Annotated in this window: 27 protein-coding genes and 1 pseudogene; 7 read left to right on the top strand and 21 right to left on the bottom strand. The window is 72.1% G+C overall.

The window, feature by feature from the left end:
• Positions 1-6 precede the first annotated feature (6 nt).
• From BLU82_RS11360 to BLU82_RS11350, 3 genes are read left to right on the top strand one after another with little or no spacing between them, the layout of a single operon-like run.
• Positions 7-747, top strand: coding sequence for an ABC transporter permease (locus BLU82_RS11360; protein WP_092619866.1), 741 nt, complete (start codon positions 7-9; stop codon positions 745-747).
• 4 nt (positions 748-751) lie between these two features.
• Positions 752-1,990, top strand: a complete 1,239-nt coding sequence (locus tag BLU82_RS11355; protein ID WP_197682880.1) for a sensor histidine kinase — start codon at positions 752-754, stop codon at positions 1,988-1,990.
• Positions 1,987-2,616, top strand: coding sequence for a response regulator transcription factor (locus BLU82_RS11350; RefSeq protein ID WP_092619863.1), 630 nt, complete (start codon positions 1,987-1,989; stop codon positions 2,614-2,616). The genes BLU82_RS11355 and BLU82_RS11350 overlap by 4 nt, the downstream gene beginning before the upstream one ends.
• On the opposite strand, the pseudogene BLU82_RS11345 reads toward BLU82_RS11350, so the two are convergent.
• Positions 2,617-3,365 (bottom strand): annotated as a pseudogene (locus tag BLU82_RS11345) (TIGR03620 family F420-dependent LLM class oxidoreductase). It abuts the gene before it with no gap.
• A gap of 49 nt (positions 3,366-3,414) precedes the next feature.
• Between BLU82_RS11345 and BLU82_RS11340 the strand changes: the two are divergent.
• Positions 3,415-3,897, top strand: coding sequence for a GNAT family N-acetyltransferase (locus tag BLU82_RS11340; RefSeq protein ID WP_172885579.1), 483 nt, complete (start codon positions 3,415-3,417; stop codon positions 3,895-3,897).
• A 461-nt stretch (positions 3,898-4,358) separates the two neighbouring features.
• On the opposite strand, the gene mnhG is transcribed toward BLU82_RS11340, so the two are convergent.
• The 13 genes from mnhG to BLU82_RS11280 all read right to left on the bottom strand — a co-directional run bounded on the left by mnhG (position 4,359) and on the right by BLU82_RS11280 (position 16,730).
• The gene (gene mnhG, locus BLU82_RS11335; protein ID WP_092619860.1) at positions 4,359-4,706 is read right to left on the bottom strand and encodes a monovalent cation/H(+) antiporter subunit G; all 348 of its coding nucleotides are present in this window, start codon (positions 4,704-4,706) and stop codon (positions 4,359-4,361) included.
• On the bottom strand, positions 4,703-4,975 hold the full coding sequence (locus tag BLU82_RS11330) for a monovalent cation/H+ antiporter complex subunit F (protein WP_092619857.1): 273 nt from the start codon (positions 4,973-4,975) through the stop codon (positions 4,703-4,705). The genes mnhG and BLU82_RS11330 overlap by 4 nt, the downstream gene beginning before the upstream one ends.
• Positions 4,972-5,553, bottom strand: a complete 582-nt coding sequence (locus tag BLU82_RS11325) for a Na+/H+ antiporter subunit E (protein ID WP_197682879.1) — start codon at positions 5,551-5,553, stop codon at positions 4,972-4,974. The genes BLU82_RS11330 and BLU82_RS11325 overlap by 4 nt, the downstream gene beginning before the upstream one ends.
• On the bottom strand, positions 5,550-7,133 hold the full coding sequence (locus BLU82_RS11320) for a Na+/H+ antiporter subunit D (protein ID WP_092619854.1): 1,584 nt from the start codon (positions 7,131-7,133) through the stop codon (positions 5,550-5,552). Before BLU82_RS11320 ends, BLU82_RS11325 begins: the two co-directional genes overlap by 4 nt.
• On the bottom strand, positions 7,130-7,609 hold the full coding sequence (locus tag BLU82_RS11315) for a Na(+)/H(+) antiporter subunit C (RefSeq protein WP_092619851.1): 480 nt from the start codon (positions 7,607-7,609) through the stop codon (positions 7,130-7,132). Before BLU82_RS11315 ends, BLU82_RS11320 begins: the two co-directional genes overlap by 4 nt.
• On the bottom strand, positions 7,606-10,521 hold the full coding sequence (locus tag BLU82_RS11310) for a Na+/H+ antiporter subunit A (RefSeq protein WP_092625708.1): 2,916 nt from the start codon (positions 10,519-10,521) through the stop codon (positions 7,606-7,608). Before BLU82_RS11310 ends, BLU82_RS11315 begins: the two co-directional genes overlap by 4 nt.
• Positions 10,522-10,613: 92 nt before the next feature.
• The gene (locus BLU82_RS11305) at positions 10,614-11,018 is read right to left on the bottom strand and encodes a hypothetical protein (protein ID WP_092619848.1); all 405 of its coding nucleotides are present in this window, start codon (positions 11,016-11,018) and stop codon (positions 10,614-10,616) included.
• A 417-nt stretch (positions 11,019-11,435) separates the two neighbouring features.
• On the bottom strand, positions 11,436-12,131 hold the full coding sequence (locus BLU82_RS11300; RefSeq protein WP_197682878.1) for a hypothetical protein: 696 nt from the start codon (positions 12,129-12,131) through the stop codon (positions 11,436-11,438).
• Positions 12,128-12,904: a hypothetical protein gene (locus BLU82_RS11295; RefSeq protein ID WP_157740821.1), complete on the bottom strand. Its 777-nt coding sequence runs from the start codon at positions 12,902-12,904 to the stop codon at positions 12,128-12,130. Before BLU82_RS11295 ends, BLU82_RS11300 begins: the two co-directional genes overlap by 4 nt.
• A 178-nt stretch (positions 12,905-13,082) precedes the next feature.
• Entirely contained in the window at positions 13,083-13,496 is a 414-nt protein-coding gene (locus BLU82_RS11290; RefSeq protein ID WP_157740819.1) for a hypothetical protein, read from the bottom strand.
• A gap of 198 nt (positions 13,497-13,694) precedes the next feature.
• Positions 13,695-14,303, bottom strand: a complete 609-nt coding sequence (locus BLU82_RS11285; protein ID WP_092619839.1) for a hypothetical protein — start codon at positions 14,301-14,303, stop codon at positions 13,695-13,697.
• Positions 14,300-14,425 (bottom strand): hypothetical protein, encoded by a 126-nt coding sequence (locus BLU82_RS35970; RefSeq protein WP_255367109.1) that lies wholly within the window; start codon positions 14,423-14,425, stop codon positions 14,300-14,302. The genes BLU82_RS11285 and BLU82_RS35970 overlap by 4 nt, the downstream gene beginning before the upstream one ends.
• A gap of 205 nt (positions 14,426-14,630) precedes the next feature.
• Positions 14,631-16,730 carry a type IIA DNA topoisomerase subunit B gene (locus tag BLU82_RS11280; protein ID WP_092619836.1) on the bottom strand — a complete coding sequence of 700 codons (2,100 nt, stop codon included), beginning with the start codon at positions 16,728-16,730 and terminating at the stop codon, positions 14,631-14,633.
• Between the two features lie 266 nt (positions 16,731-16,996).
• Here BLU82_RS11280 and BLU82_RS11275 point away from each other — a divergent pair, with 266 nt between their 5' ends.
• Complete coding sequence (locus BLU82_RS11275) at positions 16,997-17,215, top strand: hypothetical protein (RefSeq protein ID WP_197682877.1); 219 nt, start codon at positions 16,997-16,999, stop codon at positions 17,213-17,215.
• Positions 17,216-17,220: 5 nt separating this feature from the next.
• On the opposite strand, the gene BLU82_RS11270 is transcribed toward BLU82_RS11275, so the two are convergent.
• On the bottom strand, positions 17,221-17,637 hold the full coding sequence (locus tag BLU82_RS11270; protein ID WP_157740817.1) for an SRPBCC domain-containing protein: 417 nt from the start codon (positions 17,635-17,637) through the stop codon (positions 17,221-17,223).
• The gene (locus BLU82_RS11265; protein ID WP_092619830.1) at positions 17,634-17,930 is read right to left on the bottom strand and encodes a metalloregulator ArsR/SmtB family transcription factor; all 297 of its coding nucleotides are present in this window, start codon (positions 17,928-17,930) and stop codon (positions 17,634-17,636) included. The genes BLU82_RS11270 and BLU82_RS11265 overlap by 4 nt, the downstream gene beginning before the upstream one ends.
• Before the next feature lie 58 nt (positions 17,931-17,988).
• Between BLU82_RS11265 and BLU82_RS11260 the strand changes: the two genes are divergently transcribed.
• On the top strand, positions 17,989-18,408 hold the full coding sequence (locus tag BLU82_RS11260) for a hypothetical protein (protein ID WP_092619827.1): 420 nt from the start codon (positions 17,989-17,991) through the stop codon (positions 18,406-18,408).
• Here BLU82_RS11260 and BLU82_RS11255 read toward each other — a convergent pair.
• Together BLU82_RS11255 and BLU82_RS11250 are read right to left on the bottom strand one after the other, a co-directional pair.
• Entirely contained in the window at positions 18,362-18,958 is a 597-nt protein-coding gene (locus tag BLU82_RS11255) for a rhomboid family intramembrane serine protease (protein ID WP_092619824.1), read from the bottom strand. The two genes, BLU82_RS11260 and BLU82_RS11255, sit on opposite strands and share 47 nt — an antisense overlap.
• A gap of 9 nt (positions 18,959-18,967) precedes the next feature.
• A complete protein-coding gene (locus tag BLU82_RS11250) occupies positions 18,968-19,726 on the bottom strand; it encodes an arginase family protein (RefSeq protein WP_092619821.1) in 759 nt (252 codons plus the stop codon).
• Positions 19,727-19,834: 108 nt separating this feature from the next.
• On the opposite strand from BLU82_RS11250, the gene BLU82_RS11245 reads away from it, so the two are divergent.
• Positions 19,835-20,410, top strand: coding sequence for a dihydrofolate reductase family protein (locus BLU82_RS11245; RefSeq protein ID WP_092619818.1), 576 nt, complete (start codon positions 19,835-19,837; stop codon positions 20,408-20,410).
• 59 nt (positions 20,411-20,469) lie between these two features.
• Here BLU82_RS11245 and BLU82_RS35655 read toward each other — a convergent pair whose 3' ends face one another.
• The 3 genes from BLU82_RS35655 to BLU82_RS11230 all read right to left on the bottom strand — a co-directional run bounded on the left by BLU82_RS35655 (position 20,470) and on the right by BLU82_RS11230 (position 24,287).
• On the bottom strand, positions 20,470-21,981 hold the full coding sequence (locus tag BLU82_RS35655) for an RNA polymerase sigma factor (protein WP_092619815.1): 1,512 nt from the start codon (positions 21,979-21,981) through the stop codon (positions 20,470-20,472).
• Positions 21,982-22,104: 123 nt separating this feature from the next.
• Positions 22,105-23,709, bottom strand: a complete 1,605-nt coding sequence (locus BLU82_RS11235; protein ID WP_092619812.1) for a SpoIIE family protein phosphatase — start codon at positions 23,707-23,709, stop codon at positions 22,105-22,107.
• A 5-nt stretch (positions 23,710-23,714) separates the two neighbouring features.
• On the bottom strand, positions 23,715-24,287 hold the full coding sequence (locus BLU82_RS11230) for an HhH-GPD-type base excision DNA repair protein (protein WP_231947763.1): 573 nt from the start codon (positions 24,285-24,287) through the stop codon (positions 23,715-23,717).
• Positions 24,288-24,299: the final 12 nt, after the last annotated feature.

Below are 24,299 nucleotides of genomic sequence, written 5' to 3'. Positions count from 1 at the left end.
AGCACCATGTCCACCCTGACCAGGCTCACCACCACCGAGACCAGACTGTTCTTCCGCGAGCCGATGAGCGTGTTCTTCGCGCTCGCGTTCCCACCGATCCTGTTCGTCATCCTCGGCCTCGTCCCGGCGTTCCGCGAGCACCAGGCGGACCTCGGCGGCCTGCGCGTGATCGACCTGTACGCGCCGATCCTCGTCGCCACCGGCATCACGATGTTCGCGCTGACCGGGCTGCCGCAGCAGTTCGCCACGTACCGCGAGAAGGGCATCCTGCGGCGCATGCGCACGACGCCGGTGACGCCGCGGACGATGCTGGCGGCGCAACTGCTGATGTCGACGGCGCTGTCCGTCGCGACCATGCTGCTCGTGCTCGCCGTGGCCCGGCTGGGCTTCGACGTCCGCCTGCCGGAGGCGCCGCTCGCCTACGTCGTCGCGTTCGTGCTGTGCGCGCTGGCGATGTTCGCCGTCGGCCTCCTGGTGGCGTCGCTGGCGCCGAACGGGAAGAGCGCGGGGTCGATCGGCACCGTGCTGATGTTCCCGCTGCTGTTCTTCGCCGGCCTGTGGATCCCGCGCGACTCCATGAACGACGTGCTGCGCGGCATCAGTGACGCCACGCCGCTGGGCGCCGGCGTGCAATCATTGCAGGACGCCGCCGCGGGCCACTGGCCGCAGCCGCTGCACGTCGCCGTCCTGCTCGCCTGGACGGTGGTCGCGGGTGCGCTGGCCGCGCGGTATTTCCGCTGGGAGTGAGTCGTTGAGCAGCCAGGCCGAGCGCTGGGAACGCCGCGAGACCGCGTTCTTCGAGGCCGCGCCGTACCTTCTGCTGGCCGTCAGCACCGTCATGTCGCTGCTGCCGGTCTGGGACCTCGACGTGCGAGTCCCGGCGGTGCTCGGCCTGACGCTCGCGACGGCGGCCTGGATCGCCTGGTTCGTCACCCTGCACCCCGGCTGGCGGCGGCGCCGGCCGCTGATGGCGCTCTACTACACGGGCCTGACGGCGCTGGCGGCCGGCCTGGTGCTGCTCGCCCCCTGGTACGGCATCTTCGCGTTCACCGGCTACGTGCACGCGGCGGTGTGCCTGACCGGCCGCTGGCGCTACGCCGGGGTGGCCGCGACGTCGGCGATCACGGCCGTGACGTACGTCGGCGGCATCGAGGCGATCCGGCCGGACGGGTGGGGGCAGTGGGCCGTGGTCGCGGTCGTCGCGATCGTGCTGTCGTCGATCTTCTTCCACCTCGCCGACGCCTCCGACCGGAACGGCGACGAGCTGAGGCGCGCCAACGCCGAGCTGGAGGCGGCGCTGGCCGAGAACGCCGGCCTGCACGCGCAGCTGCTGGTGCAGGCGCGCGAGGCCGGGGTGCACGACGAGCGGCAGCGCATGGCCCGCGAGATCCACGACACGCTGGCGCAGGGGCTGGCCGGCATCGTCACGCAGCTGCAGGCCGCCGAGCAGACGCTGGCCGACCCGGCGACCGCGCGGCGGCACGTCACGACCGCGATGGAGCTGGCCCGCGAGAGCCTCACCGAGGCCCGCCGCACGGTGCACGCGGTGCAGCCCGAGCTGCTGGCCGGCGCCCGGCTGCCCGACGCCATCGGCGACGTCGTGCGGCGCTGGTCGGAGGTGAACGGCATCGACGCGGTGCTGACCACCACGGGCGACGCCCGGCCGATGCACGCCGAGGTCGAGGTGACGCTGCTGCGGGCGGCGCAGGAGGCGCTGGCCAACGTCGCGAAGCACGCGCGGGCCGGCCGCGTCGGGCTGACCCTGTCGTACATGGAGGACCTCGTGACCCTGGACGTGCGCGACGACGGCGTCGGCTTCGAGCCCGGCGCGGCCCGCACCGGCGACGCCGCGGGCGGCGGGTTCGGGCTGGCCGGCATGCGGCAGCGGGTGCAGCGCCTGGCCGGCCGGCTCGACGTCGAGTCCGAGCCGGGCGGCGGCACCGCCGTCTCCGCGTCCGTCCCGGCGATCCCGGCCGGTGCCGCCCGGTGATCTCGCTGCTCATCGTCGACGACCACCCCGTCGTGCGCGACGGCCTGCGCGGCATGTTCAGCGCCGATCCGCGGTTCGAGGTGGTCGGCGAGGCCGCCCACGGCGCCGAGGCGGTCGCCGTCGGCGAGAAGCTGCGGCCGGACGTCATCCTCATGGACCTGCGCATGCCCGGCACCGACGGCGTCACCGCGATCGAGGAGCTGGCCCGGCGCGGCGTCGAGGCGAAGGTCCTCGTCCTCACCACGTACGACACCGACAGCGATGTGCTGCCGGCCATCGAGGCCGGCGCCACCGGCTACCTGCTCAAGGACGCGCCGCGCGAGGAGCTGTTCCGCGCGGTCGAGGCGGCGGCGCGCGGCCAGGCCGTCCTCTCCCCCGCCGTGGCGTCCCGGCTGATGGGGCGGCTGCGCCGGCCGGCGGCGGAACCGCTGTCGCAGCGGGAGCTGGAGGTGCTGGAGCTCATCGCCGGCGGCGCGACGAACCGCGAGGCGGCGAAGCAGCTGTTCATCAGCGAGGCGACGGTCAAGACGCACCTCCTGCACGTCTACGCCAAACTCGGCGTCAACGACCGCGCGGCCGCCGTGGCGACGGCGTTCTCGCGCGGTTACCTGACGCCCCGCCCCTGACTACGCGGTCAGCACCGGCGCCAGCGCCCGCCACTCGGCCCGCGGCAACCCGGGCCGGTCGGTCAGGATCTGGACGCAGACGTGGTCGGCGCCAGCCTCGTGGTGCTCGGCGACGCGCCGGCCGATGGTCTCGGGGTCGCCCCACGCGACCAGCGCCTCGACCAGCCGGCGGCTGCCCGAGCCACCTCCAGCACCACCTTCTGCTCCGGCGCCAGCAGCGGCCCCTCGCCGAGGACGTCGCGGGCCAGCCGGGTGTGCTCGGGGGTGACGAGGTAGGGATGCGCGCCGCGGCTGCGCTCGCCCGCCAGCCGCAGCGTCCGCGGCCCGAGCGCCGCGACCGCCCGCTTCTCCGCCGGCACCCTCGCCGCGTCGAGCTGGTCGAGGTACTCGACGACCTTGCTGTACGGGCGGTGGTACTGGTGGCCGTGCTGCTCGACGAGCTCCGCGTGTCCCGCGCCGATGCCCAGCAGCAGCCGGTCGGGGTGCGCGCCGTCGACCCGGTGGAACGACGCCGCCACCTCGTCCGCGGGCTCGGTCCACACGTTGACGATGCCGGTGGCCGCCGTCAGCCGCGTCGTGGCGCCGAGGATCTGCGCCGGATGGACGAGGTCGCCCCTGGCGCCGCCCAGCCAGGCCGCGCCGTAGCCCAGCGCCTCCAGCTCGGCGAACGCCTCGGCCACCTCCCCCGCGTCGCCCGGCCAGCTCCGCGCGCCGACCCACACCCCTGCCCGTCCCACGTCGATCGTCATACCGTGGGCAACCCGTGGGCGCCTCGGCGTCTTCCCTTACGCTCGAACCGTGCCGCACACCTTCCGCGCCCCTGCCACCGCCGACGAGGCCGCCCTGCTGCGGCTGAACAACGATCACGCGCTCGAGCTGTCCGAGCTGACCGCCGACGAGTTCCGCGAGCTGCTGAAGGTGGCCTGGCGGGTCCGCGTCACCGACGACCTCAGCGCCATGGTCATCGCGTTCGACCAGGACACCGTCCGGTCCAGCCAGAACTTCGACTGGTTCAAGGCCCGCCACCCACGCTTCGCCTACATCGACCGCGTCGTGGTGTCGCCGGCCACCCGCGGCCAGGGGCTGGCCCGAGCGCTCTACGAGGACGTCATCGCGGCGGCCCGCGCCGAGGGGCAGTCGCTGCTGTGCGCCGAGGTCAACCTCGACCCGCCGAACCCGGCCTCCGACGCGCTGCACACCTCCATGGGGTTCACCCCGGTCGGCTCGGCCGCGCTGATCGGCCGCGGCAAGTCGGTGCGCTACTACTCGCGCCCGCTCTGACCCGCCGGTTCCGTGCCGCCCGGTTCGCGTGGCGCGACGTTGTCGGTGCCCGCCCGTAGGGTGGGCCCCATCCGGGCCGGGAGGGGTCTACCTACCACGGCGCGACGCCCCGCACAGCGTCGTCGCCGGGCCACACCACTTCCACACCCATGCGCCACGGCCAGCCCATGATCATCAACCTTCTGTGCTGCCCTGACAACGCAAAAGGTGGATGAACACCCAGTGCGGCCAGGGAGCCGAGCGAAGCTGGTAGCCAGAACCCCACCCACAACCCGCCAGCCGCCAGCCGCCAGCCGCCAGCCGCCAGCGGACCCGAACCCCAGCAGAGCGAGAAGCCGGGCCCATTCTTCGGCGGCCCCCCTGACGATGCTTGAACGGGGGCCCGGGGGGCAGGCCCACGCGGCAACCCCACGCAACGAGCGCCCGGCCAACCGAGAACGGCCCGCCGAAGAACCGGCCCCTCAGTCCCGGTCCTCCGCCTCCAATGCCGGCGTCAACTCGTCCACGAGCAGGGTGTCGCGCCGAACCGCGCCGCGGCGGTAGGCGGCCCGGCCGACCATGTGCGCCGCCACCGGGGCGGTCATCAGCTGGAACAGCGCGACGGCCAGCAGCATGCCGACCTCGCTCCAGTCGCGCAGCCGCAGCCCGACCCCGACGAGGATCAGCAGCAGGCCGAGCACCTGCGGCTTCGTGCCGGCGTGCATGCGGCTGAGCAGGTCGGGGAACCGGATGAGTCCGATCGCGGCGACCAGCGACAGCCCGCACCCCGCCAGCAGGCAGACCGCGGAGGCGACGTCGAACCAGGTCACGAGCCCTCCCCCTTGTCGTCGTGGGCGGCGAAGCGGGCGACGCTGACCGAGCCGACGAAGCCGACCAGCGACAGCACCACCAGGATCGGCAGCGTGGTGGCGTGCTGGTTCAGCGCCGCCTCCAGGCCGAGCCCGGCCACGACGATCGCGATCAGCACGTCCATCGCGACCACCCGGTTGAGCATGGTCGGGCCGACGGCCATGCGCGTCAGCACGAGGAAGGCGGCGACGCTCAGCATGGCGGCGCACACCCAGATCACGACGGTCATCGGCTCGCCTCCACTTCGGCCCGGTACGCGGCCAGTTCCTCGTCGGACGCCAGCGCCAGCATGACCCGCTCCTCCTGCCGCAGCGCCCGCCGCCGCGCCTTCTCGACGTCCTCGGCGTCGCGCACGCCGAGAACGTGCAGGAACAGCGTCGACGTCGACCGGCGCGCCTCGACCACCAGGCTGCCGGGGACGAGCGAGAGCAGCTCGGCGGTGAGCGTCAGGTAGAGGTCGGAGTGGCTGCGCAGGTCGGCCTCGATGACGGCGTTCGGCGGCTGCTTCCCGGGACGCAGCGCCTGCACCGCCACCTCGACGCTGGCCACGAACAGCTCGACGACGAACCAGCCGATCAGCACGGCCAGGCCGCGTGGCCGCAGCTTCCCGCCGAACACGATCGGCGGCAGCGGGAACACCAGGGTGACGACGACGGCGACGACCAGCCCTGACAGCACGTTCGTCACCGTCAGGCCGCCCCAGAGCAGCACCCAGACGATGGTCAGCCCGATCAGCATCGGCCACTGCACGCCGGTGCGCCGCGAGGGGACGTCGCCGGGCAGGTCGTCGGACACGTCGTTGCTCACGGCGCACCTCCCGGCAGGACGGCCTCGATGTACGGGGTGCGCTCACGCAGGTCGGCGGCGGCGCGGTCGGTGAGCCCGAACAGCGGCCCGGCGAACACCGTCATCGCGACGCCGACGGCCAGCAGCACGGCGGCAGGCCCGGCCATCCCGGCCCGCACGGCGACCGCCGCGACCTTCCCGGAGACCGGCGGCGGGTCGGTGCGCACGGGCTTGCGGTGCAGGTCGGTCGTCGGGCCGGCCGAGACCACCTCGTCCTCCAGCGACGGCTGCCAGAACGCCCGGTTCCACGCCTTCGCCATGGCGTACAGCGTCAGCAGGCTGGTGACGACGCTGCCGGCGACCAGCACGTACGCCAGCCAGCTGCCGTTGTCGACACCGGCCTGCATGAGCCCGAGCTTGCCGAGGAACCCGGAGAACGGCGGGATTCCGGCCAGGTTCATCGCCGGCACGAAGAACAGCAGCGCCAGCACCGGCGACAGCCGCGCCAGCCCGCCGAGCCGTTCCAGCGACGTGCTGCCGCCGCGCCGCTCGATCATCCCGGCGACGAGGAACAGGTTGGTCTGGATGACGATGTGGTGCACGACGTAGTAGATGGCGCCCGACAGGCCGTCGTCGCTGGCCAGGGCCACCCCGAAGACCATGTAGCCGATGTGGCTGACCAGCGTGAACGACAGCATTCGCTTGAGGTCGTCCTGCGCGACGGCGCCGAGGATGCCGATGACCATGGTCAGCAGCGCGGCCCACAGCAGCGGGTCCGACAGCGGGCTGTCCGGGAACAGCAGCGTCTGCGTCCGAATGATCGCGTAGACGCCCACCTTCGTCAGCAACCCGGCGAACACCGCGGTGACCGGGGCCGGCGCGGTCGGGTAACTGTCCGGCAGCCACGCCGACAGCGGGAACACCGCCGCCTTGATCGCGAACGCTGTCAGCAGCATCAGCTGCAGCATCAGCGCCACCCCGGACGGCAACTCGTCCAGCCGCCCGGCCAGCTGGGCCAGGTTGACGGTGCCGGTGGCGGCGTAGACCAGCGCGATCGCCGTCAGGAACACGATCGACGACGCCAGCGACACCACGACGTAGGTGCTGCCGGCCCGGATCCGGTCGGCGGTGCCGCCCAGCGTGAGCAGCACGTACGACGCGGCCAGCAGGATCTCGAAGCCGACGTACAGGTTGAACAGGTCGCCGGACAGGAACGCGTTGGACACGCCCGCGACCAGGATCAGGAAGGTCGGATGGTAGATCGACAGCGGTGTGTCCGGTCCGTACTCCACCAGGCCCTGGCTCAGCGAGTACAACATGACGCACAGCGCCACGACCACCGACACCAGCAGCATCAGCGCGGACAGCCGGTCGGCGACCAGCGAGATGCCGATCGGGGCGGGCCAGCCGCCGACGTGCATGACCTGCGGGCCGTCGGCGTCGGCGCGGGCCAGCAGCACCGATGCGATGCCGGCCATGAGCACCAGCACGACGACGCTCACCACGCGCTGCGCGCGGGCCGACCGGCCGAGCGCGAGCGCCAGCCCTGCACCGAACAGCGGGAGCACGACGGGCAGCGGGACGAGTGCGGACGCGTTCACCGGCGCTCCCCCTCGGGCCCGACGGCGGCCGGCTCGTCCTCGGCGGACGGATCGTCGGCACCTTCCTCGTCCATCGTGCCGCCGGCGCTGTCGTCGTAGCTGGACGACACCTCGTCGCGCTCGGCACGGCGGCGGATCGAGGCGTCCTCGACGTCGTCCTGGACCTCGTCGTTGCCGTTGAGCTGCCACGCCCGGTAGGCCATGGCCAGCAGGAACGCCGTCACGCCGAGGGTGATGACGATGGCGGTGAGCACCAGCGCCTGAGGCAGCGGGTCGCTCATGCCGTCGACGTCGTTGAGCCCGACGATCGGCGCCCGCCCGGCCGGCCCGGACGCCACCAGGAACAGCGTGTTGACGCCGTTGCCGATGAGGATGACGCCGACCAGCACGCGGGTCAGGCTGCGCTCGAGCAGTAGATACACGCCGGCGGCGAACAACACGCCGACCACGGCGACCAGGACCAGGTTGGTGCTCATCGCACCCCCTCCGCGGACTCGATGGACTCACCGGGCTCGGCGTCGTCGCCGGCCTGCTCGTCGATGCCGCCGCCGAGACTGCGCAGCACGTCGAGCATCAGCCCGACGACGACGAGGTAGACGCCGATGTCGAAGAACAGCGACGTCACGAAGTGCACCTCGCCGATCAGCGGCAGCGAGAAGTCGACGATGGCGCTCTGCAGCACGTCGCCGCCGAAGGCCAGCGGCACCAGCCCGCTGCCGGTGGCGATGAACAGCCCGATGCCCAGCACCAGGCCGGCGTCGACCGGCGCGGCCTCGTCCAGCTCGTGCCGGCCGCCGGCGAGGTAGCGCACCATCAGCGCCAGCCCGGCCACCAGGCCTCCGGCGAACCCGCCGCCGGGCGAGTTGTGCCCGACGAACAGCAGGTAGATGGAGAACACGATGACGACGTGGAAGGCCAGCCGGGTGACCACCTCGAACAGGATCGAGCGGCCCTCGGGCGCGACGGTGCGCCCGGCCCGCAGCCACAGGTTGCGGTGCGGACGGCGATCCTGCGGCGTCGTCGGGGTGGGCGCGCTGGCGATCGCGTCGTCTGGCCGCCACCGCCCGGTGCGGCCGGTGATGAGGAAGATCAGGCTGGCCACGCCGGTCGCGGCGACGACGAGGACGGAGATCTCGCCCATCGTGTCCCACGCCCGGATGTCGACCAGGGTGACGTTGACGATGTTGTAGCCCCCGCCGTAGCTGACGGCCGGCTCCGCGAACCCGTCGGACACCGGATCGGCCGTGCGGGCGCCGGACGCGGCCAGCGCCAGCCCGGCCATCACGACGCCGACGGCGACCCCCAGCCCGATCCGCCACCAGCGCGACTTCGTCAGCGGCCGGTCGGAGAAGTACGGCGGCAGCCGGCGCAGCACCAGCACGAAGATCACCAGCGTGACGGTCTCGACCAGTACCTGGGTGAGCGCGAGGTCGGGCGCGCCGTGCAGGATGAACAGCATCGCCATGCCGTAGCCGGTGCCGCCGGCCAGCACGACCGCCTTCAGCCGGCGCCGCGACCGCGCCGCCAGCACCGCCGCGGCGATCATGATCGCGCCGACGACCGCCTGCCCGACGCTGTCCCAGGCCCGCACCCCCGGCCCGTCCGCCCACAGCTGCCGCGCCACCAGCACACCGCCCGGCACCGCGACCACCACCAGGAAGATGACGGCGAGGTAGCTGGGCAGCGAGCCGCGCTGCGTGGCACCGGTGACCTCGACGGCGAGGCGGTCGACGCCGCGCATGATGGTCCGGTACGACGTCTCGGCGTCGGCGCGCGGCGCCAGCGCGGCCTCGACCCGGTCGACGCGCTCGCGCCAGCGGAACAGCGCGATGCCCACCAGCACCGACGCGATCGACAGCACCAACGCCTTGTTGACGCCGTGCCACAGCGCCAGCTCCGGCTCGTGCGCGCCCTCCGGGAACAGCGCGGCGTACGGCTCCAGCAGCTCGGTCTCGGCCGGGCCGAGGAAGCCCAGCCCCAGCCCGCCGAAGGCGAGGATGACCGGCGCGGCGGAGAACCCGATGGCCGGGAACCGGCAGTCGGACGCCGCGATCGGCGCGACGCCCGGCTTCACGGCGAACGCGCCCCAGACGAACCGGATGCTGTAGGCCGCGGTCAGCGCCGAGCCGACGGCCAGCCCGGCGACCAGCGCCCAGCCGGCGAACGTCCCGATGCCGGTGCCGTCGCCGGTCTCGGCGATGTCGAGGGCGGCGGCGTACGCGGTCTCCTTCGCGACGAACCCGGCCAGCGGCGGGATGGCCGCCATCGACGCGGCCGCCAGCACCGACGTCACCATGAGCAGCGGCAGCCGGCGGCCCAGCCCGGACAGCTCGCGCAGGTCGCGGGTGCCGGTGGCGCGGTCGACCAGGCCGACCACCAGGAACAGCGTCGCCTTGAACAGCGCGTGCGCCACCAGCATCGCGACGCCGCCCATGGCCGCGGACCGGGTGCCGGCGCCGACCAGCACGATCAGGAAGCCGAGCTGGCTCACCGTCCCGTACGCCAGCAGCAGCTTGAGGTCGGTCTGCCGCAGCGCCCGCAACCCGCCCAGCAGCATCGTCAGCACGCCGAGGGTCAGCAGCAGCGGCCGCCACGGCATCAGCCCGGCGAACGCCGGCGCGAACAGCGCGACCAGGTACACGCCGGCCTTCACCATCGCGGCAGCGTGCAGGTACGCGCTGACGGGGGTGGGCGCGGCCATGGCGCCGGGCAGCCAGAAGTGGAACGGGATCAGCGCCGACTTCGACACCGCCCCGATCAGCACCAGCACGACCGCGACGGTGACGGCGTCACCGCCGGGCGGGTTCGCCAGCACCTCCGAGATGCGGTACGTCCCGGCCGCCTGCCCGATGACGATGACGCCGACCAGCATCGCCAGCCCGCCGAACGTCGTCACCATGAGCGCCTGCATGGCCGCGCGCCGGTTCGCCTTGCGCTCCGGGTTGTGCCCGATGAGCAGGTACGACAGGACCGTCGTCAGCTCCCAGAACACGTACAGCACCAGCAGGTCGTCGGCCACCACCAGGCCGAGCATGGCCGCCGCGAACGCCGTCAGCAGCCCCGCGAACCGCGGCAGGCCGGCGTCGTCGCGGCGGAAGTAGGCGGCGCAGTAGGCCAGCACCAGCGCGCCCACGCCGGTGACCAGCAGCGTCATCACCCAGGTGAGGGTGGTGAGGCGGAACGACAGCTCCAGTCCCAGCGTCTGCACCCACTGCACCTGCTGCTCGACGGCCCCGCCGTGGCGGACCTTCCCCGTCATCGCGACGGCCCAGACGAAACCGGCGGCGGGTACGGCGGCGAGCACCAGCAACGCCCGGCGGCGCAGCCAGGACACCAGGGCAGGCGCCAGCGCCGCGGCGACGAAATGCGCGGCGATCAGGGCCAGCATCATGAGCGGCTCTCACGGTCGGACACAGGAAACCCTTCGATGGTGCCGCCTGCGGAGCGTTCGCAGGGGCACATTCGCACGGACGGGGACGGTCAGGCGGCGACGGGTTCAGGAGGGGCGCGGCCGTCGGCCGTGCCGGCGAGGGCCGGCGCGGCGGGCCGCGCGGTGGTGTCGCGGACCTTGTCCGCCGTGGTGGGCGCGGGTGCGGCAGGTGCCGCGTCGATGACGACGACGGCGGAGTCGGGGCCGGCGTGGTCGCCGGTCGGCGCGTGGCCGTCGTCGACGGTCTGCCGGGTGGCGTCGTCGAGCAGCTGCTGGTCGCCGTCGACGCGCGGCAGCGAGTTGGGGGTGATCTCGGCGGCGGGATGGATGGCCGGGCCGACGCCGCGGACGGTGTCGCCGCCCGCGCTGACCATGGCCGCCGCCAGCACGACGAGACCGGCGGCGAGCAGGGCGGCGACGAGGTCCCGGAGCACGGTTCTGGGGGCGGTGACCATGTGTCGCACCTCCCCCGCTGCTCGTTTCGTCGCCCTTACCCTACCGGTCCGGAGGCGACCCTCCGGACCGGTGGCGGCCCGCGCCGACCACCGAATTCGCGGTCACCAGCGACTCGGCGCCGCTATTCCGCTCGTCGAGGTGAGGAATCTCCCAGCGCGGTCGGGGGCGGTCAGCCGTCCCCGGGCCCGCCCTTGAGTGGTACCCGCCACGGGAGATGGCGACGTGAGCGTCACCGAGCGCTCCCGATGCGCTGCGCCCGCCGGTGGGCAACCCGCAGCGCCACGCTCGCGACGAGCAACATCCGTCCTCCCGCGAACGCAACAGCCGGTTCCGAGGCTCGATCGGCCGGGCCGCCGGCGTCCACGCCGATGCGGGATCTCCTGGCCACCCCGCGATCGGCTCAGTATCGGCCGATGTCACCGCCCGTCCTGTCGTGCCGGGTGCGAGAGCGCTGCGGCCATACGTCCGTTGCAGACGGCGACCATGACGAACCCCAGCGGCACTGCGGCGACGCTCGCTGCGAGCGCGATGCCGGGGTGGAACCAGGTGGGCAGGTCGGTGAACATGTCGCCGCCGAAGATCATGCCGCACAGCAGGATCGGTGTCAGCGCGATCCCGATCCACATGACCACGAAACTGCAGCCGGCGAGGAAGCTCCACACACGAGCGCGCAGCGCTCCCGGACCTTCGAACCGAAACGGTTCCAGGGCTCTGTCCACCCCCGGCGGCCACCGGACGACGAGCACGTCGTCCACGAAGTCCGGGTCGAACGTGGTGTGGCGCAAGCCGATGGTCTGCCCGGCGAGGCCGCGACCGCTGCCCGGCATCGACAGCGGGCACTGGACCCTCCGGTGGAGGACTCCATGCCCCGGCACTTCGGCACTGATGAGGAGCGTGTCGGGCCCCTGCACATCGCCGCCGGGAGCATCCTCAATCGCGTAGTCGATCACGCCGACGGTGAGGTGGCCCTCGGCGAGCTGTTCCTCGCTCGGCCGGGGGCGCGGCATCGGCGGTGGGGGGAACTTGCGAACGATCGCGTCCCAGATCCGTCGGGAGAGCGCCGGCCGCCTCTGTGCGCCGGGGTTCCGTGTCCCCGCCTGCGGGTCCGTCATTGCTGCTCCTGCTCCTGGCGGGAGAACTTCTCGTAGTACGTCGTATGTCCGTCCGGGTCGATGAGGATGTGCAGCACCTCGCACACGACGGCGAGGTTGGGGCTGGTGCGGTACAAGCCGGGGATGCTGTTCCCTCCGTCGTCGCCGAAGCCCAGTGTGTTCGCCCGGGCGGGATCGTTGGTGGGGGTGTTGCCGCCGGTTCCGTCGGAGATCGAGTAGCGCATCCGCATCGAGGAGTACTCGTACTCCTGCCCATCGGGAAGCCTCAGCAGGTCCGGGGTCAGAGTGATTCCCGGCCTTCCGCTCCGCTTGCCGGGGAAGGAGACCGGGTGTCCTGCCCGCAGCTGCACCAGTGTTTCACGTACGAGGACCGGTTTCGCTGCGGTGTGGATCTCGGCGGCCGCCTGTGCCAGCTCACCCCGCCAGGGAGCGGTGAGTCGGCCGGATCCGGCGTCCGGATGTGGGGAGGTGAACAGGACGCGGTGCAGGTCGAGCACACCGCCGGAGAACGGCATGGCCTGTCGCTCTGTGCCGAACCGTGATTCCACGACGCCCTGCTCGTAGACGTCGACCGACCAGCCCGCATGTCGCCAGGCCGACAGCAGGCCGAGGAACTCCCAGAAGCCCCACCCGAGAAGTGCCATGGCCGGGAACGTGAGCGCGTAGACCCACCAAGGCGGAGCGCCGCCGCCCGGTTCCGCGACACGGAAGACATACAGCACCACGACGCCCGCCAGTACGAGGGCGAGGGCAACGAGCAGCGCCCAGCGCACGGTCCGATTCCGCACCCGGCGAACGGGGTTCTCGGCGTGGAGGACCAACTCGCCGTAGTCGGCCGCGTGCTCGTCTCGCCGGTGCTCGCGTGCCATACCGTTGTTCATGATCGCCCCCTTTTCGAGTGCGGTGCCGGAACCGGTTCGGGCCGAGAATCCGTGCTCTCGCGCTCTCCGCTCATGACTGTCCCTCACCTCGCCGCCGCACGACCTCGTCGACGAACTCGATGAACAGGATGTCCTTCAGGTCATCAGGATCACGGGTGGTGTGGAGGAAGCGGATCCGCTGACCCGGACGGGGTTCCGTTCTCTCGGACTGGCGCGTGGTGCGCCGGATGATCTCGCCCCCGGCGAGTTCGGCAGAAACCGTGATGTCGTAGAAGGGATTGGAATCGGGGCCCATGTCCTCGTCGGCGACCACCTTCGTGACGGTGCCCACCGTGTCTTCCCCGTCGGCGTATCGCGCGATGTCGAGCATGAGCGAGGTGACGCACCAGGGGATGATCGATGCCAGCAGGACGCACAGGGCGACGAGCCCGGTCCACCACGGGTCGTCTCCGACGATGGTGAGCAAGATGCCCGCGGCCAGCATGAGTCGAGTCCACGCGCAGGAACGGCGATCCCGGTGCAGGCTTCGAGCGGTCCGCGCTCGGTGCCGAGACGGATGCGGTCCAGGACGTGCCCGGCCCGCCGACGTCGGTCTTCGATCCGGGACCACGGCGGATCCGTTCCCTCGTCTCCGGGGTCGTCGCCCGACGCGGCCAGTGATCGAGGTGCTCATCGCTCATCGTCACGCCGCTCCCTTCCTGTTGGGCCAGCCGTCGAAGAGCACGTCTTGTAGGTCGTCGGGGTCGAGGGTGTTGTGCCGGAACCGGATCGACCGGCCAACCCAGCGCTCCGGCGAGCCCCACCCGTCCCATTCGCCCCAGTAGAGCCTTCGATGCAGGATCACCTCGCCGGGGAGCTGTGCGCTGATCAGGAACACGTAGGTCGTCTGGTCGTCCCCGCCGCCCGGGTGCGTGATGACCTCGTCGAGCCGGCCGATCGAGGTCTGCCCGTCGGCGTAGAGCGCCGTCAAGCGCCGGTCGTTTGCACGGGAACCCAGGGCGGCACCAGCGATCAAGAGCAGCATCGTGATGCCGAGTGACCCGAAGAGCCACCAGAGCCAGGGGGCGTCGTCATGGATCATGTACCAGACGGCGAGGCCGAGCCCGATGATCGGCAGTGCGAGGGCGCAGATCGCGCCGATGGCCATGAGGCAGAACGACGCGGTCTCCCATCGCGACCATCGCCGGATCTCCGCCCGGGTCTCGGGCGTGCTCGCCCGGGCCATCCATTCCCTGGTCTGCTGGCCGGTGCTGACCAGGCTCCGCAGCGAGGTGATCCTCAGCCGACTCATCGGCGGACCGTCCAGCCGTCGCCGGGGTCGGTAATCGTTCCCCGGATCAGGTAGCCGAGGACGGCGAGGGGCAGATCAGGGAGATGCGATGCGAGCGTGCCCGTCGAGGTGCGCCGCTGCACGTCGCCTCCGTTCCCGCCGGGTCAGGGATCGCCGCGGTGCGGTGCGGTTGCCTGTCGTCCGGGGCGCCCTCACCGGCCCCGCACCGAGGTGTGCGGCGTCCCACCTGTCTGTCCACATTCTCCCATGACGGCTCCTACCGATCACAGGGGCAGCGCCTCGGCGCGGCTTCGGGGCAGCCTCGCAGGAGCGGCCGCCGGTGACGGCTCAGGCGTCGATGCGGGCGCGGTCGAGCTCGGCGGCGCCGGCGATGATGAACTCCTTGCGCGGCGCGACGTCGTTGCCCATCAGCAGCTCGAACACCCGCTCGGACTGCTCGGCGTCCTTGGCGTTGATGCGCCGCAGCCGGCGGTGGCGGGGGTCCATCGTCGTCTCGGCCAGCTGGTCGGGGTCCATCTCGCCGAGGCCCTTGTAGCGCTGCGGGGTCTCCTTGACCCGGACGCCCTTGCGGGCGAACTCGCGCAGCGTGCGGTCGAGGTCGGCGTCGGTGTAGGTGTAGACGTACTTCTCCTGGCCCTTCTTCGGGTTGGCCAGCTCGATGCGGTGCAGCGGCGGCATGGCGGCGAACAGCCGGCCGGCCTCGACGTACGGGCGCATGTAGCGGTAGAAGAGCGTGATGAGCAGCGTGCGGATGTGCGCGCCGTCGACGTCGGCATCGGTCATCAGGATGACCCGGCCGTAGCGCGACTGGTCGAGGTCGAACGAGCGGCCGCTGCCGGCGCCGAGCACCTGGATGATGGCGGCGCACTCGGCGTTCTTCAGCATGTCGGCGACGGACGCCTTCTGCACGTTGAGGATCTTGCCGCGAATGGGCAGCAGCGCCTGGTACTCGGCGTCGCGGGCCGACCGGCCGGTGCCCAGCGCGGAGTCGCCCTCGACGATGAACAGCTCGGAGCGTTCCAGGCTGTTGGACCGGCAGTCGACCAGCTTGGTCGGCAGCGAGCTGGTCTCGAGCGCGTTCTTGCGCCGGACGGTCTCTTTGTGCAGCCGGGCCGCCACCCGGGCCTTCGCCGCCGCGACGACCTTCTCGAGCAGCGTCGAGGCCTGCGCCTTGTCGCCGCGCTTCGTCGAGGTCAGCAGCGCCTTCAGCTCGCGCTCGACGACGGTGGAGACGATGGAGCGCACCGCCGCGGTGCCGAGCACCTCCTTCGTCTGGCCCTCGAACTGCGGTTCGTCGAGGCGGACGGTGACCACCGAGGTGAGCCCCTCGAGCACGTCGTCCTTCTCGATCTTGTCGTTGCCGGCCTTGAGCCGGCGCGCGTTGACCTTGATCTGGTCGCGCAGCGCCTTGAGCAGGCCCTGCTCGAACCCGGCGACGTGGGTGCCGCCCTTCGGCGTGGCGACGACGTTGACGAACGAGCGGCCGACGGTGTCGTAGCCGGTGTCCCAGCGCAGCGCGACGTCGACCTCGCAGGTGCGCTCGGTGTCCTTGCTGACCAGCTGGCCGTCGTCGTCGAGGACGGGGACGGTCTCGCGGAAGGTCTGCTCGCCGGTGAGCCGGAGCACGTCGGTGACGGCCGCACCCGGGCTGAGGAACTCGACGAACTCGCTGATGCCGCCGTCGTGCCGGAACGTCTCTTCGACGACGTCGTCGCCGCGTTCGTCGCGGACCACCAGCTGCAGCCCCGGCACCAGGTACGACGTCTGGCGGGCGCGGGAGATGAGGTCGTCCCACGAGTAGGTGGCGTCGGCCAGGAAGATCTGACGGTCGGCGTAGAAGCGCACCCGGGTGCCGGTGACGCGCTTGGCCACCCGGCCGGTGATGCGCAGCTCGGAGTGGTCGGTGAACGGCGCGAACGGCGCCCGCGGGCCGTCGCCGTCCCAGACGCCGGGCTCGCCGCGCCGGAACGACATGGCGTGGGTGCGGCCGTTGCGGTCGACCTCGACATCGACCCGTTCCGACAGCGCGTTGACGACGCTGGCGCCGACGCCGTGCAGGCCGCCGGTGGCCGCGTAGGAGCCGCCGCCGAACTTCCCGCCGGCGTGCAGCTTGGTGTAGACGACCTCGACGCCGGACAGCCCCGACTTCGCGTGGGTGTCGACCGGGATGCCGCGGCCGTTGTCGCTGACCGCGGCCGAGCCGTCGGCGTGCAGGACGACCTCGACGCGGTCGCAGAACCCGCCGAGCGCTTCGTCGACGGCGTTGTCGATGATCTCCCAGAGGCAGTGCATGAGGCCGCGGGAGTCGGTCGAGCCGATGTACATGCCCGGCCGCTTGCGCACAGCCTCCAGCCCCTCGAGCACCGATAGGTGGCGGGCGGTGTAGTCGCCACCGGTGGTCGGGGCGTCGGCGCGCTCGGCGGTCACGTGTCGGTTCCTCCTTGCCGTGAGCACATGCGCTGCCAGCGTAGACCCTGCCACCGGCCGAACCCGCGCAGGCGCGCTGGCGGGACCCCGTCCGAACGTGTTGACGAGTCGATCAGGTGACCAGTGTCACAGCCGCGCCGATTACGCGCAGAGCGAACCACCCCGCGCTCGAGATGCGGGAACGTCTGGGGGTGGTTACATGTTGGTACGGATGCACGGACACCACCGGAACTCTCGGTGGTCCAACGATCAGGAAGGCAGGCGACGTGACTACTACGGCTCTCGCTACCAGCCCTCTCAAGGCCACCGACCGCTGCGACAGCTGCGGCGCCCAGGCGTACATCCGCGTCGTCCTGAACGAGGGCGAGCTGCTGTTCTGCGGTCACCACGGCCGCCGGCACGAGGCCAAGCTCCGCCCCATCGCGGTGGAGTGGCACGACGAGACCGACCGCCTCCAGCCCCAGCCGGCACCTGGAACCGACTGACCCCGTCACTCTCGCAGGCCGGCGGCCGCCTCGTTCGCGAGGCGGCCGAGCACTGTCCGCCAGCCGTCGGTGGTCTCGCCGCGCAGTGTCGCCGGCAGGCCATCGTGGCGGAGCTCCACGACGGTGCCGCCGCCGTCCGGGCGGAGCCTGATCTCCACCCGCGAGCCGCCGGGCGCCACGTCGGGCACACCGGGCCCCGGCTCCCAGCCGAACGTGAACACCAGCCGCTCGTACGGCGTCAGCTCCACGAACTCGCCGCGCATCACCGGGTCCGGCCCGCCGTCCATCGCGACGCGCAGCAGGCCGCCGGGGCGCGCGTCCGCCTCGGCGCTGCCCCACCACCGTCCCAGCAACTCCGGGTCGGTGAGGTAGGCCCAGACCCGCTCCGGCGGCGCGTCGATACGGATGCTCTGCTCGATCACTCGTTCTCCACCGCTTCCTTGAGCCGGCGCAGCTGCGCCGACCACATGCGTTCGATGAACCCCGCCGCGTCGGCCAGGCCCTCGGGGCGCAGCGCGTAGAGCCGGCGGTTGCCGTCGCGGCGCACGTGCACCAGGCCGGCGTCGGCGAGCACTCTGAGGTGCTGCGACACCGCCGGCCGGCTCATCGCCGGGAACCGCGTCGCGATGTCGCCGGCGCTGCGCTCGCCGTCGCGGACCAGCTCCATGATCGCCCGCCGGGTGGGATCGGCGACCGCCCGCAGTGCGTCGTCCACGTCCCTCCGGGTGCTAGGCTGTGTAAGACATTGCTTACATAGTCTAGCGGAGGTTCTCGTGACGGAGGGACTGGACGCGCTGGTCGGCGCCTGGCGGTCGAGCGGCGAGACCGTCGGCGAACCCGTGGTGCGCATCGAGGGCAGCGACGTGTACGAGTGGCTGCCCGGCGGGCACTTCCTGCTGCACCATGTCGACGTCACCCTCGACGGGCGGCGCTACCAGGCACTGGAGGTGTTCGAGGGCGACGTCGCGCGGTCCTACGACAGCGACGGCGCCACCGGCACGATGGCCGTGGCCGTCTCCGCCGATGGCGTGGTGACGCTGGCCGGGCCGGACACCCGGGCGCGGCTCACCGTCGGCGCGAACCGCATGGCGGCGCGCTGGGAGCGCCTCGAGTCCGGCGAGTGGCGGCACTGGATGGACATGCGGTTCACGCGGGAGTCTTCGCCGCGCTCCCCCGCAGCAGCCACGCCATGAGCACACCGGCCAGCGCGCCGAACAGGTGGCCCTGCCACGAGATGCCGGGCTGGCCGGGCAGTACGCCGACCACGATGCCGCCGTACATCAGCACCACGATGACCGCGACGACCACGGCTAGTGCCCGCCGGCTGAACACGCCCCACGCCACCAGGAACGCGGCGTAGCCGTAGACCAGCCCGCTGGCGCCGATGTGGACGCTGTTCGGCGACGCCGCCAGCCATGTGGCGAACCCACCGACCAGCGCGACGCCGATGGTCACCGGCCAGAACCGCTGCGTCGTCATGGCGATGAGGCAGCCCAGCACCAGGAACGCGCCGGTGTTGGCGATGAGGTGGCCGAAGCCGCCGTGCAGGAACGGCGCCGTGACGATGCCCACCAGTCCCTCGGCGTCCTGCGGGCGGATGCCGTACTGGTCGAGGTCGACGCCCGGCAGCGAGTCGACGATCTCCTCGGCCCACATGAGCAGCACGAGGACGAAGACCGGCAGGGTGGCCGCGAGGGCCGGCGGCACGGATCGACGCGGTGTGACCTGGCCCGAGGACGACATGCCGCCAGTCTATGTGGGGCGCTGGAACGGCAGGGCCGCCCGCACTCGTGCGGCGTTGTCGCGCCCGGCCGCGCCGTCGTGCCACGTACAGCCCAGGCCGACCGCGGCGACCCGGCCGGTGTCGAGCACCCGGCGCACGGCCTGCCCGACCTCGTCGGCGGACGGGCCGCCGTCGACCGGGAACAGCAGGCCCGGCAGCTCGGCCCCGTCGATGACGTCGAGGTCGAGGTGCAGGTACACGGGCCCGTCCGGCACCGCGTCGGCGTCGAGCTCGGCGGTGAAGACCTGCCGGATGTCCGACGCGGCCAGGTAATCGCGCTCCGGCGGGTCGAGGTCGCGCCCGTCGACCAGGACGATGCGGTCCTCGGGCACCGGTGCCAGCCCGAGCCGGTCGGCGAGCAGCTCCGGCCGGTAGCCGGCCAGCATGCGCAGCGGCATCCCGCCCAGATACCCCGACGTCGTCGTCTCCAGCGTCTGCACGTCACCGTGCCCGTCGAACCACACGACGGACGGCGGGCCGCCGTGCGCGCGCTGGACGCCGGCCACGATCGCCTGCGAGACCATGCAGTCGCCCGACATCACCAGCGGCGGCTCTCCGGCCCGGACCTCGGCCGCCACGACCTCGGCGACCTCCCCGTACATCCCGGCGACCCGCCCCCACACGTCGCCCTCACCCAGCTCCCGCACCACCGTCACGTCCGGCTCGTACGGCACCTCGAGCCCCGGCCGATGCTCGTCGAGGTGATACGGCACCAGAATGCGCGTCATCGGCCGATTGTGTCATTGGACCTCGAACGCGCCCGCGGATCGGACCTGACGGCGCGCCGGGGCGCGGTTCTAGCGTCGTCCCATCACCGCACGGATGGGAGGACGGTCATGGGCAAGGTAGTCGTCAGCGAGTTCGTGTCCCTCGACGGCGTCATCGAGGACCCCGGCGGTGCCGAGGGCACCGACTTCGGCGGGTGGACGTTCCGGTTCCCCGCCCCCGAGGGCCAGCAGTTCAAGCTCGCCGAGCTGCGGGCGGCCGACGTGCAGCTGCTCGGCCGCGTCACCTACGAAGGGTTCGCCGCCGCCTGGCCGGCGATGAAGGACACCACCGGTGAGTTCGGCGTCACGATGAACGCGATGCCCAAGGTCGTCGTCTCGACCACGCTCACGTCGCCCGCCTGGGAGAACACCACCGTGGTGAGCGGCGATGTGGCCGGCGCGGTGGCGGCGCTCACGTCCCGGTACGACGGCGACATCCTGGTCGCGGGCAGCGCCACCCTGGTCGGCACCCTGCGCGACCTCGACCTCGTCGACGAGTACCGGCTGATGGTGCACCCGGTGCTGCTCGGCCGCGGCAAGCGCCTGTTCGGCGAAGGCCCCACCCCGGCCGACCTCACCCTGGTCGAATCCCGCTCCGTCGGCCCAGACGTCCTCCTGCTCACCTACCGCCCCGCCGGCCGCTGACGCACCACGGCCCCGCGCCCGGTGGTCCGGGGCGGGGCCGTTGCGTGCGCTGGGCGCCGTCAGTCGAGGTAGTCGCGGAGGACCTGGGACCGGGACGGGTGGCGCAGCTTGGACATGGTCTTCGACTCGATCTGGCGGATGCGCTCGCGGGTGACCCCGTAGACCTTGCCGATCTCGTCGAGGGTCTTCGGCTGGCCGTCGGTGAGACCGAAGCGCATGGACACGACGCCGGCTTCGCGCTCGGACAAGGTGTCGAGGACCGCGTGCAGCTGCTCCTGCAGCAGCGTGAACGAGACCGCCTCGGCCGGGACGATGGCCTCGGAGTCCTCGATGAGGTCGCCGAACTCGCTGTCGCCGTCCTCGCCGAGCGGGGTGTGCAGCGAGATGGGCTCGCGGCCGTACTTCTGGACCTCGACCACCTTCTCGGGGGTCATGTCCAGCTCGGTGGCCAGCTCCTCCGGGGTGGGCTCGCGGCCGAGGTCCTGCAGCATCTGCCGCTGCACCCGGGCCAGCTTGTTGATGACCTCGACCATGTGCACCGGGATGCGGATGGTGCGGGCCTGGTCGGCCATAGCGCGGGTGATGGCCTGCCGGATCCACCAGGTGGCGTAGGTGGAGAACTTGAAGCCCTTGGTGTAGTCGAACTTCTCGACGGCGCGGATGAGGCCGAGGTTGCCCTCCTGGATGAGGTCCAGGAACAGCATGCCGCGGCCGGTGTAGCGCTTGGCCAGCGAGACGACGAGGCGGAGGTTGGCCTCGAGCAGGTGGTTCTTGGCGCGACGGCCGTCCTCGGCGATCCACTCGAGCTCGTTGCGGAGCTTCGCCGGCATGGTGTCGCCCTCGTTGGCGAGCTTCTCCTCGGCGAACAGGCCGGCTTCGATGCGCTTGGCGAGCTCGACCTCCTCGCCGGCGTTCAGCAGCGGGACCTTGCCGATCTGCTTGAGGTAGTCCTTGACCGGGTCGGCGGTGGCACCGGCGACGGCGACCTGCTGCTCGGGCTCGTCGGTGTCGTCGTCCTCGGAGAGGATGAAGCCCTCGTCCTCGATCTTGGCTTCCTCGGCGGCCAGCTCGCCCGCGTCGGGCTCGCCGTCAGGTCCGACGCCGCCCTCCTTGGCCGGCGCGTCGGCCGTCTTGACGGCCTTCTTGCGGCCACGGCCCTTGGGCGCCGCCGCGGCGGGCTCCTCAGCAAGGCCGGTACCGGCCGTGTCGTGGGCGTCGGCTTTCGCCTTCTTCACCGCCGTTTTCACAGATCCCTCGCCTTTCCTGGCCGCCGGCTCGGACGTCTTCGCTGCCGCGGTCGCCACCGCTGTCGGACGGGTGGACGTTGCCGCGGCGACACGCTTGCGCGGACTCCGTGAGTCCGCCGCCGCTACCACGACCGTAATACCGGTCGACTTCAAATGCTCGACAACGAACCGGCTCTCTTTCATCGCCAGGTTGGCCGCACCGCACGCGACCCGGACGTCCTCGGCGGTGACCGAGCCCGACTTTCGTCCCTGGGAGACGAGCGCCTGGACCGACGGCAGCTCCAGGATCCGGGCGTTCTTGGTGCTGGACGAGCTCGACGACACGTACGACCTCTCGAAGTCTTGGTTAGGGGCAGCGCAGTACGCGAGGTGGCGGTGGCAACACATCATTGTGGCACAGGGCACGGGTCCCCTTCATCCCGAAAGGCCGCCGTCCACGCCGATGTCTCACCGCCCGGCCCACCGTAGCGCGAGAATCGTCTGATCGTCGGCGGCGCCGTCGATCTGCATGCGCCGGACGACCGCGTCGAGCAGTTCCTCGAGCGGCGCCCCGCGCTGTTCCTCGAGGCAGCGCAGCAGCTGGGCGAAGCCCTCCTCCAGCGAGCGCAGCCGGCTCTCGATCAGCCCGTCGGTGAACGCGATCAGCACGTCGCCGGGCCACAGCCGCACGGACTGGGTCGACCGCGGCTCGGTGACGCCGATCGGGGTCGTGCCGGCGCCGGCGTCGACGAGCTCGACGGCGCCCACCTCGGGGATGCGGATCAGCGGCAGGTGCCCGGCGTCGCCGACGCGGACGGTCCCGTGGACGGGATCGACCAGCGCGTACACGACGGTGACCATCTCGACGGCGTCGTCGCGTTCGACCAGGCGGTCGAGGCCGCCGAGCACGGCCGCGGGGTCGGGGTCGGTGAGCGCCAGCGCCCGCAGCGCCGCCCGCATCTGGCCCATCGCACTGGCCGCGGTGACGCCGTGGCCCATGACGTCGCCGACCACCAGGGCCAGCTCGCCGTCGGGCATGACCAGGGCGTCGTACCAGTCGCCGCCGACGGAGTGCTCGCCCACGTCCGTCCGCGACCGGGCCGCGAGGTCGACGCCGGCCACCGTCGGCAGCCGCCGCGGCAGCAGCCCCTGGCTGAGCGACGCGGCCGCCGTCCGCTCCCGCTCGAACAGCCGGGCCCGGGCGAACGCCAGCGAGCACTGCTGGGCGACGGCGCGCAGGAACCGGCACTGGTCGGAGTCGAACTCCTGCTCGGTGGCGAAGGAGAACCGGACGGCGCCGACGCAGCCCTCCTCGCCGGCCAGCGGCAGCACCGCCCAGGCTCGTTCGTCGGTGTGGTCGAGGAACTCGCCGAAGACGGGGTCGCCGGGCGCGGCAGCGCGGGCGCGGTCGCGGCTGCCGAGGAACATCGGCCAGCCGCTGCGCAGCACCTCGTCGGTGGGCGTGACGGCCTGGTGCGGCCAGACGGGAACGACGTCGCCCTCGCCGAGCCCGGTGGTGACGGGGTACGGGCGGCCGTTGCCGCCGATCAGCGTGACGGCGGTGCGCAGCGCCTGCACGTTGCGCCGGCCGAGGGCGGCGGCGCCGTCGGCGACCTCGCGGACCGTGACCGCCCGCGACAGCACGTCGGACACCTCCAGCAGCCGCGCGTTGCGGGCCCGGCTGCGGCGCAGCGACGAGATGGCGCGCTGGTGCGAGGTGTCGTCGACGACGAACATGGCGACCTCGCGGCCGCGGCCCTCGTCGACCAGGTACCAGGACGAGTGCAGGTGGTAGGTGTCGGTGCGCCCGGAGACCGCGGGCTCCTCGGCCTCGACGGACTCGCCGGTGCGCAGGACCCGCTCGATCATCTCGTCGGTGTGCGCGGCCAGCTCCGGCGGCAGCACGTCGGCCGGCGTCCGCCCGAGGTGGTCGGCGATGCCCTTGCCGGAGCGTTCCGCGAGGGCGGCGTTGATGGCGAGGTAGCGGTGCTCGTCGTCGAAGACCGCGAACCCCACGGGTGCGTCGACCCCGGCCAGCGCTCCGAGCAGGCGCTGGGCGTCAGCCGGTCGCATCGTCGCTAGGCCTTCGCCGCACGCTTGATCTCCCGCTTCGTGGCCCGGACCTGCAGCAGCGTCTCGGCGTCGACGACGTCGGCCACCGACCGGGTGGCGCCCTCGGCGCCGTAGTCGCCGGCCGCCTCGCGCCAGCCGTCGGGCTGGACGCCGATCTGCTTGCCCAGCAGCGCGACCATGATCTTGGCCTTCTGCTCGCCGAACCCGGGCAGCGCCTTGAGGCGTTTCAGCAGCTCCTTGCCGGTGGCGGCGTCGGCCCAGATGTTCGCGGCGTCGTTGCCGTAGTGCTCGGCGACGTAGGCGGCGAGCTTCTGCACCCGCCCGGCCATCGACCCCGGGAACCGGTGCACGGCCGGCGTGCGGGAGAAGATCTCGGCGAACGCCTCGGGGTCGTGCGCGGCGACGGCCGCGGGATCGAGGTGGTCGGTGCCCATGCGCTCGGCGATGACGGCCGGGCCCGAGAACGCCTTCTCCATGGGCACCTGCTGGTCCAAGAGCATGCCGGTGAGCAGGGAGAACGGGTCGCGCGCCAGGAGCGCGTCGGCGTCGGGAGCGCCGGCCAGGTAGAGCGTGGTCACGTTCGCGGGAAC

Source organism: Jiangella sp. DSM 45060 (assembly GCF_900105175.1).
Classification (GTDB): Bacteria; Actinomycetota; Actinomycetes; order Jiangellales; family Jiangellaceae; genus Jiangella.
Note: the sequence above shows the minus strand (reverse complement) of the source record. Positions and strands in the feature narration are given on the sequence as shown.

What these genes read in the sequence shown, in the direction of transcription:
- BLU82_RS11245 (WP_092619818.1), top strand. Translation starts at nt 19,835, where the DNA reads ATGGGCAAGGTAGTCGTCAGCGAGTTCGTGTCCCTCGACGGCGTCATC.
- BLU82_RS11250 (WP_092619821.1), bottom strand. Translation starts at nt 19,726, where the DNA reads ATGACGCGCATTCTGGTGCCGTATCACCTCGACGAGCATCGGCCGGGG.
- BLU82_RS11315 (WP_092619851.1), bottom strand. Translation starts at nt 7,609, where the DNA reads ATGAGCACCAACCTGGTCCTGGTCGCCGTGGTCGGCGTGTTGTTCGCC.
- BLU82_RS11235 (WP_092619812.1), bottom strand. Translation starts at nt 23,709, where the DNA reads ATGCGACCGGCTGACGCCCAGCGCCTGCTCGGAGCGCTGGCCGGGGTC.
- BLU82_RS11330 (WP_092619857.1), bottom strand. Translation starts at nt 4,975, where the DNA reads ATGACCGTCGTGATCTGGGTGTGCGCCGCCATGCTGAGCGTCGCCGCC.
- BLU82_RS11305 (WP_092619848.1), bottom strand. Translation starts at nt 11,018, where the DNA reads ATGGTCACCGCCCCCAGAACCGTGCTCCGGGACCTCGTCGCCGCCCTG.
- BLU82_RS11255 (WP_092619824.1), bottom strand. Translation starts at nt 18,958, where the DNA reads ATGTCGTCCTCGGGCCAGGTCACACCGCGTCGATCCGTGCCGCCGGCC.
- BLU82_RS11290 (WP_157740819.1), bottom strand. Translation starts at nt 13,496, where the DNA reads ATGCTGGCCGCGGGCATCTTGCTCACCATCGTCGGAGACGACCCGTGG.
- BLU82_RS11310 (WP_092625708.1), bottom strand. Translation starts at nt 10,521, where the DNA reads ATGCTGGCCCTGATCGCCGCGCATTTCGTCGCCGCGGCGCTGGCGCCT.
- BLU82_RS11360 (WP_092619866.1), top strand. Translation starts at nt 7, where the DNA reads ATGTCCACCCTGACCAGGCTCACCACCACCGAGACCAGACTGTTCTTC.
- BLU82_RS11300 (WP_197682878.1), bottom strand. Translation starts at nt 12,131, where the DNA reads ATGACGGACCCGCAGGCGGGGACACGGAACCCCGGCGCACAGAGGCGG.
- BLU82_RS11285 (WP_092619839.1), bottom strand. Translation starts at nt 14,303, where the DNA reads ATGAGTCGGCTGAGGATCACCTCGCTGCGGAGCCTGGTCAGCACCGGC.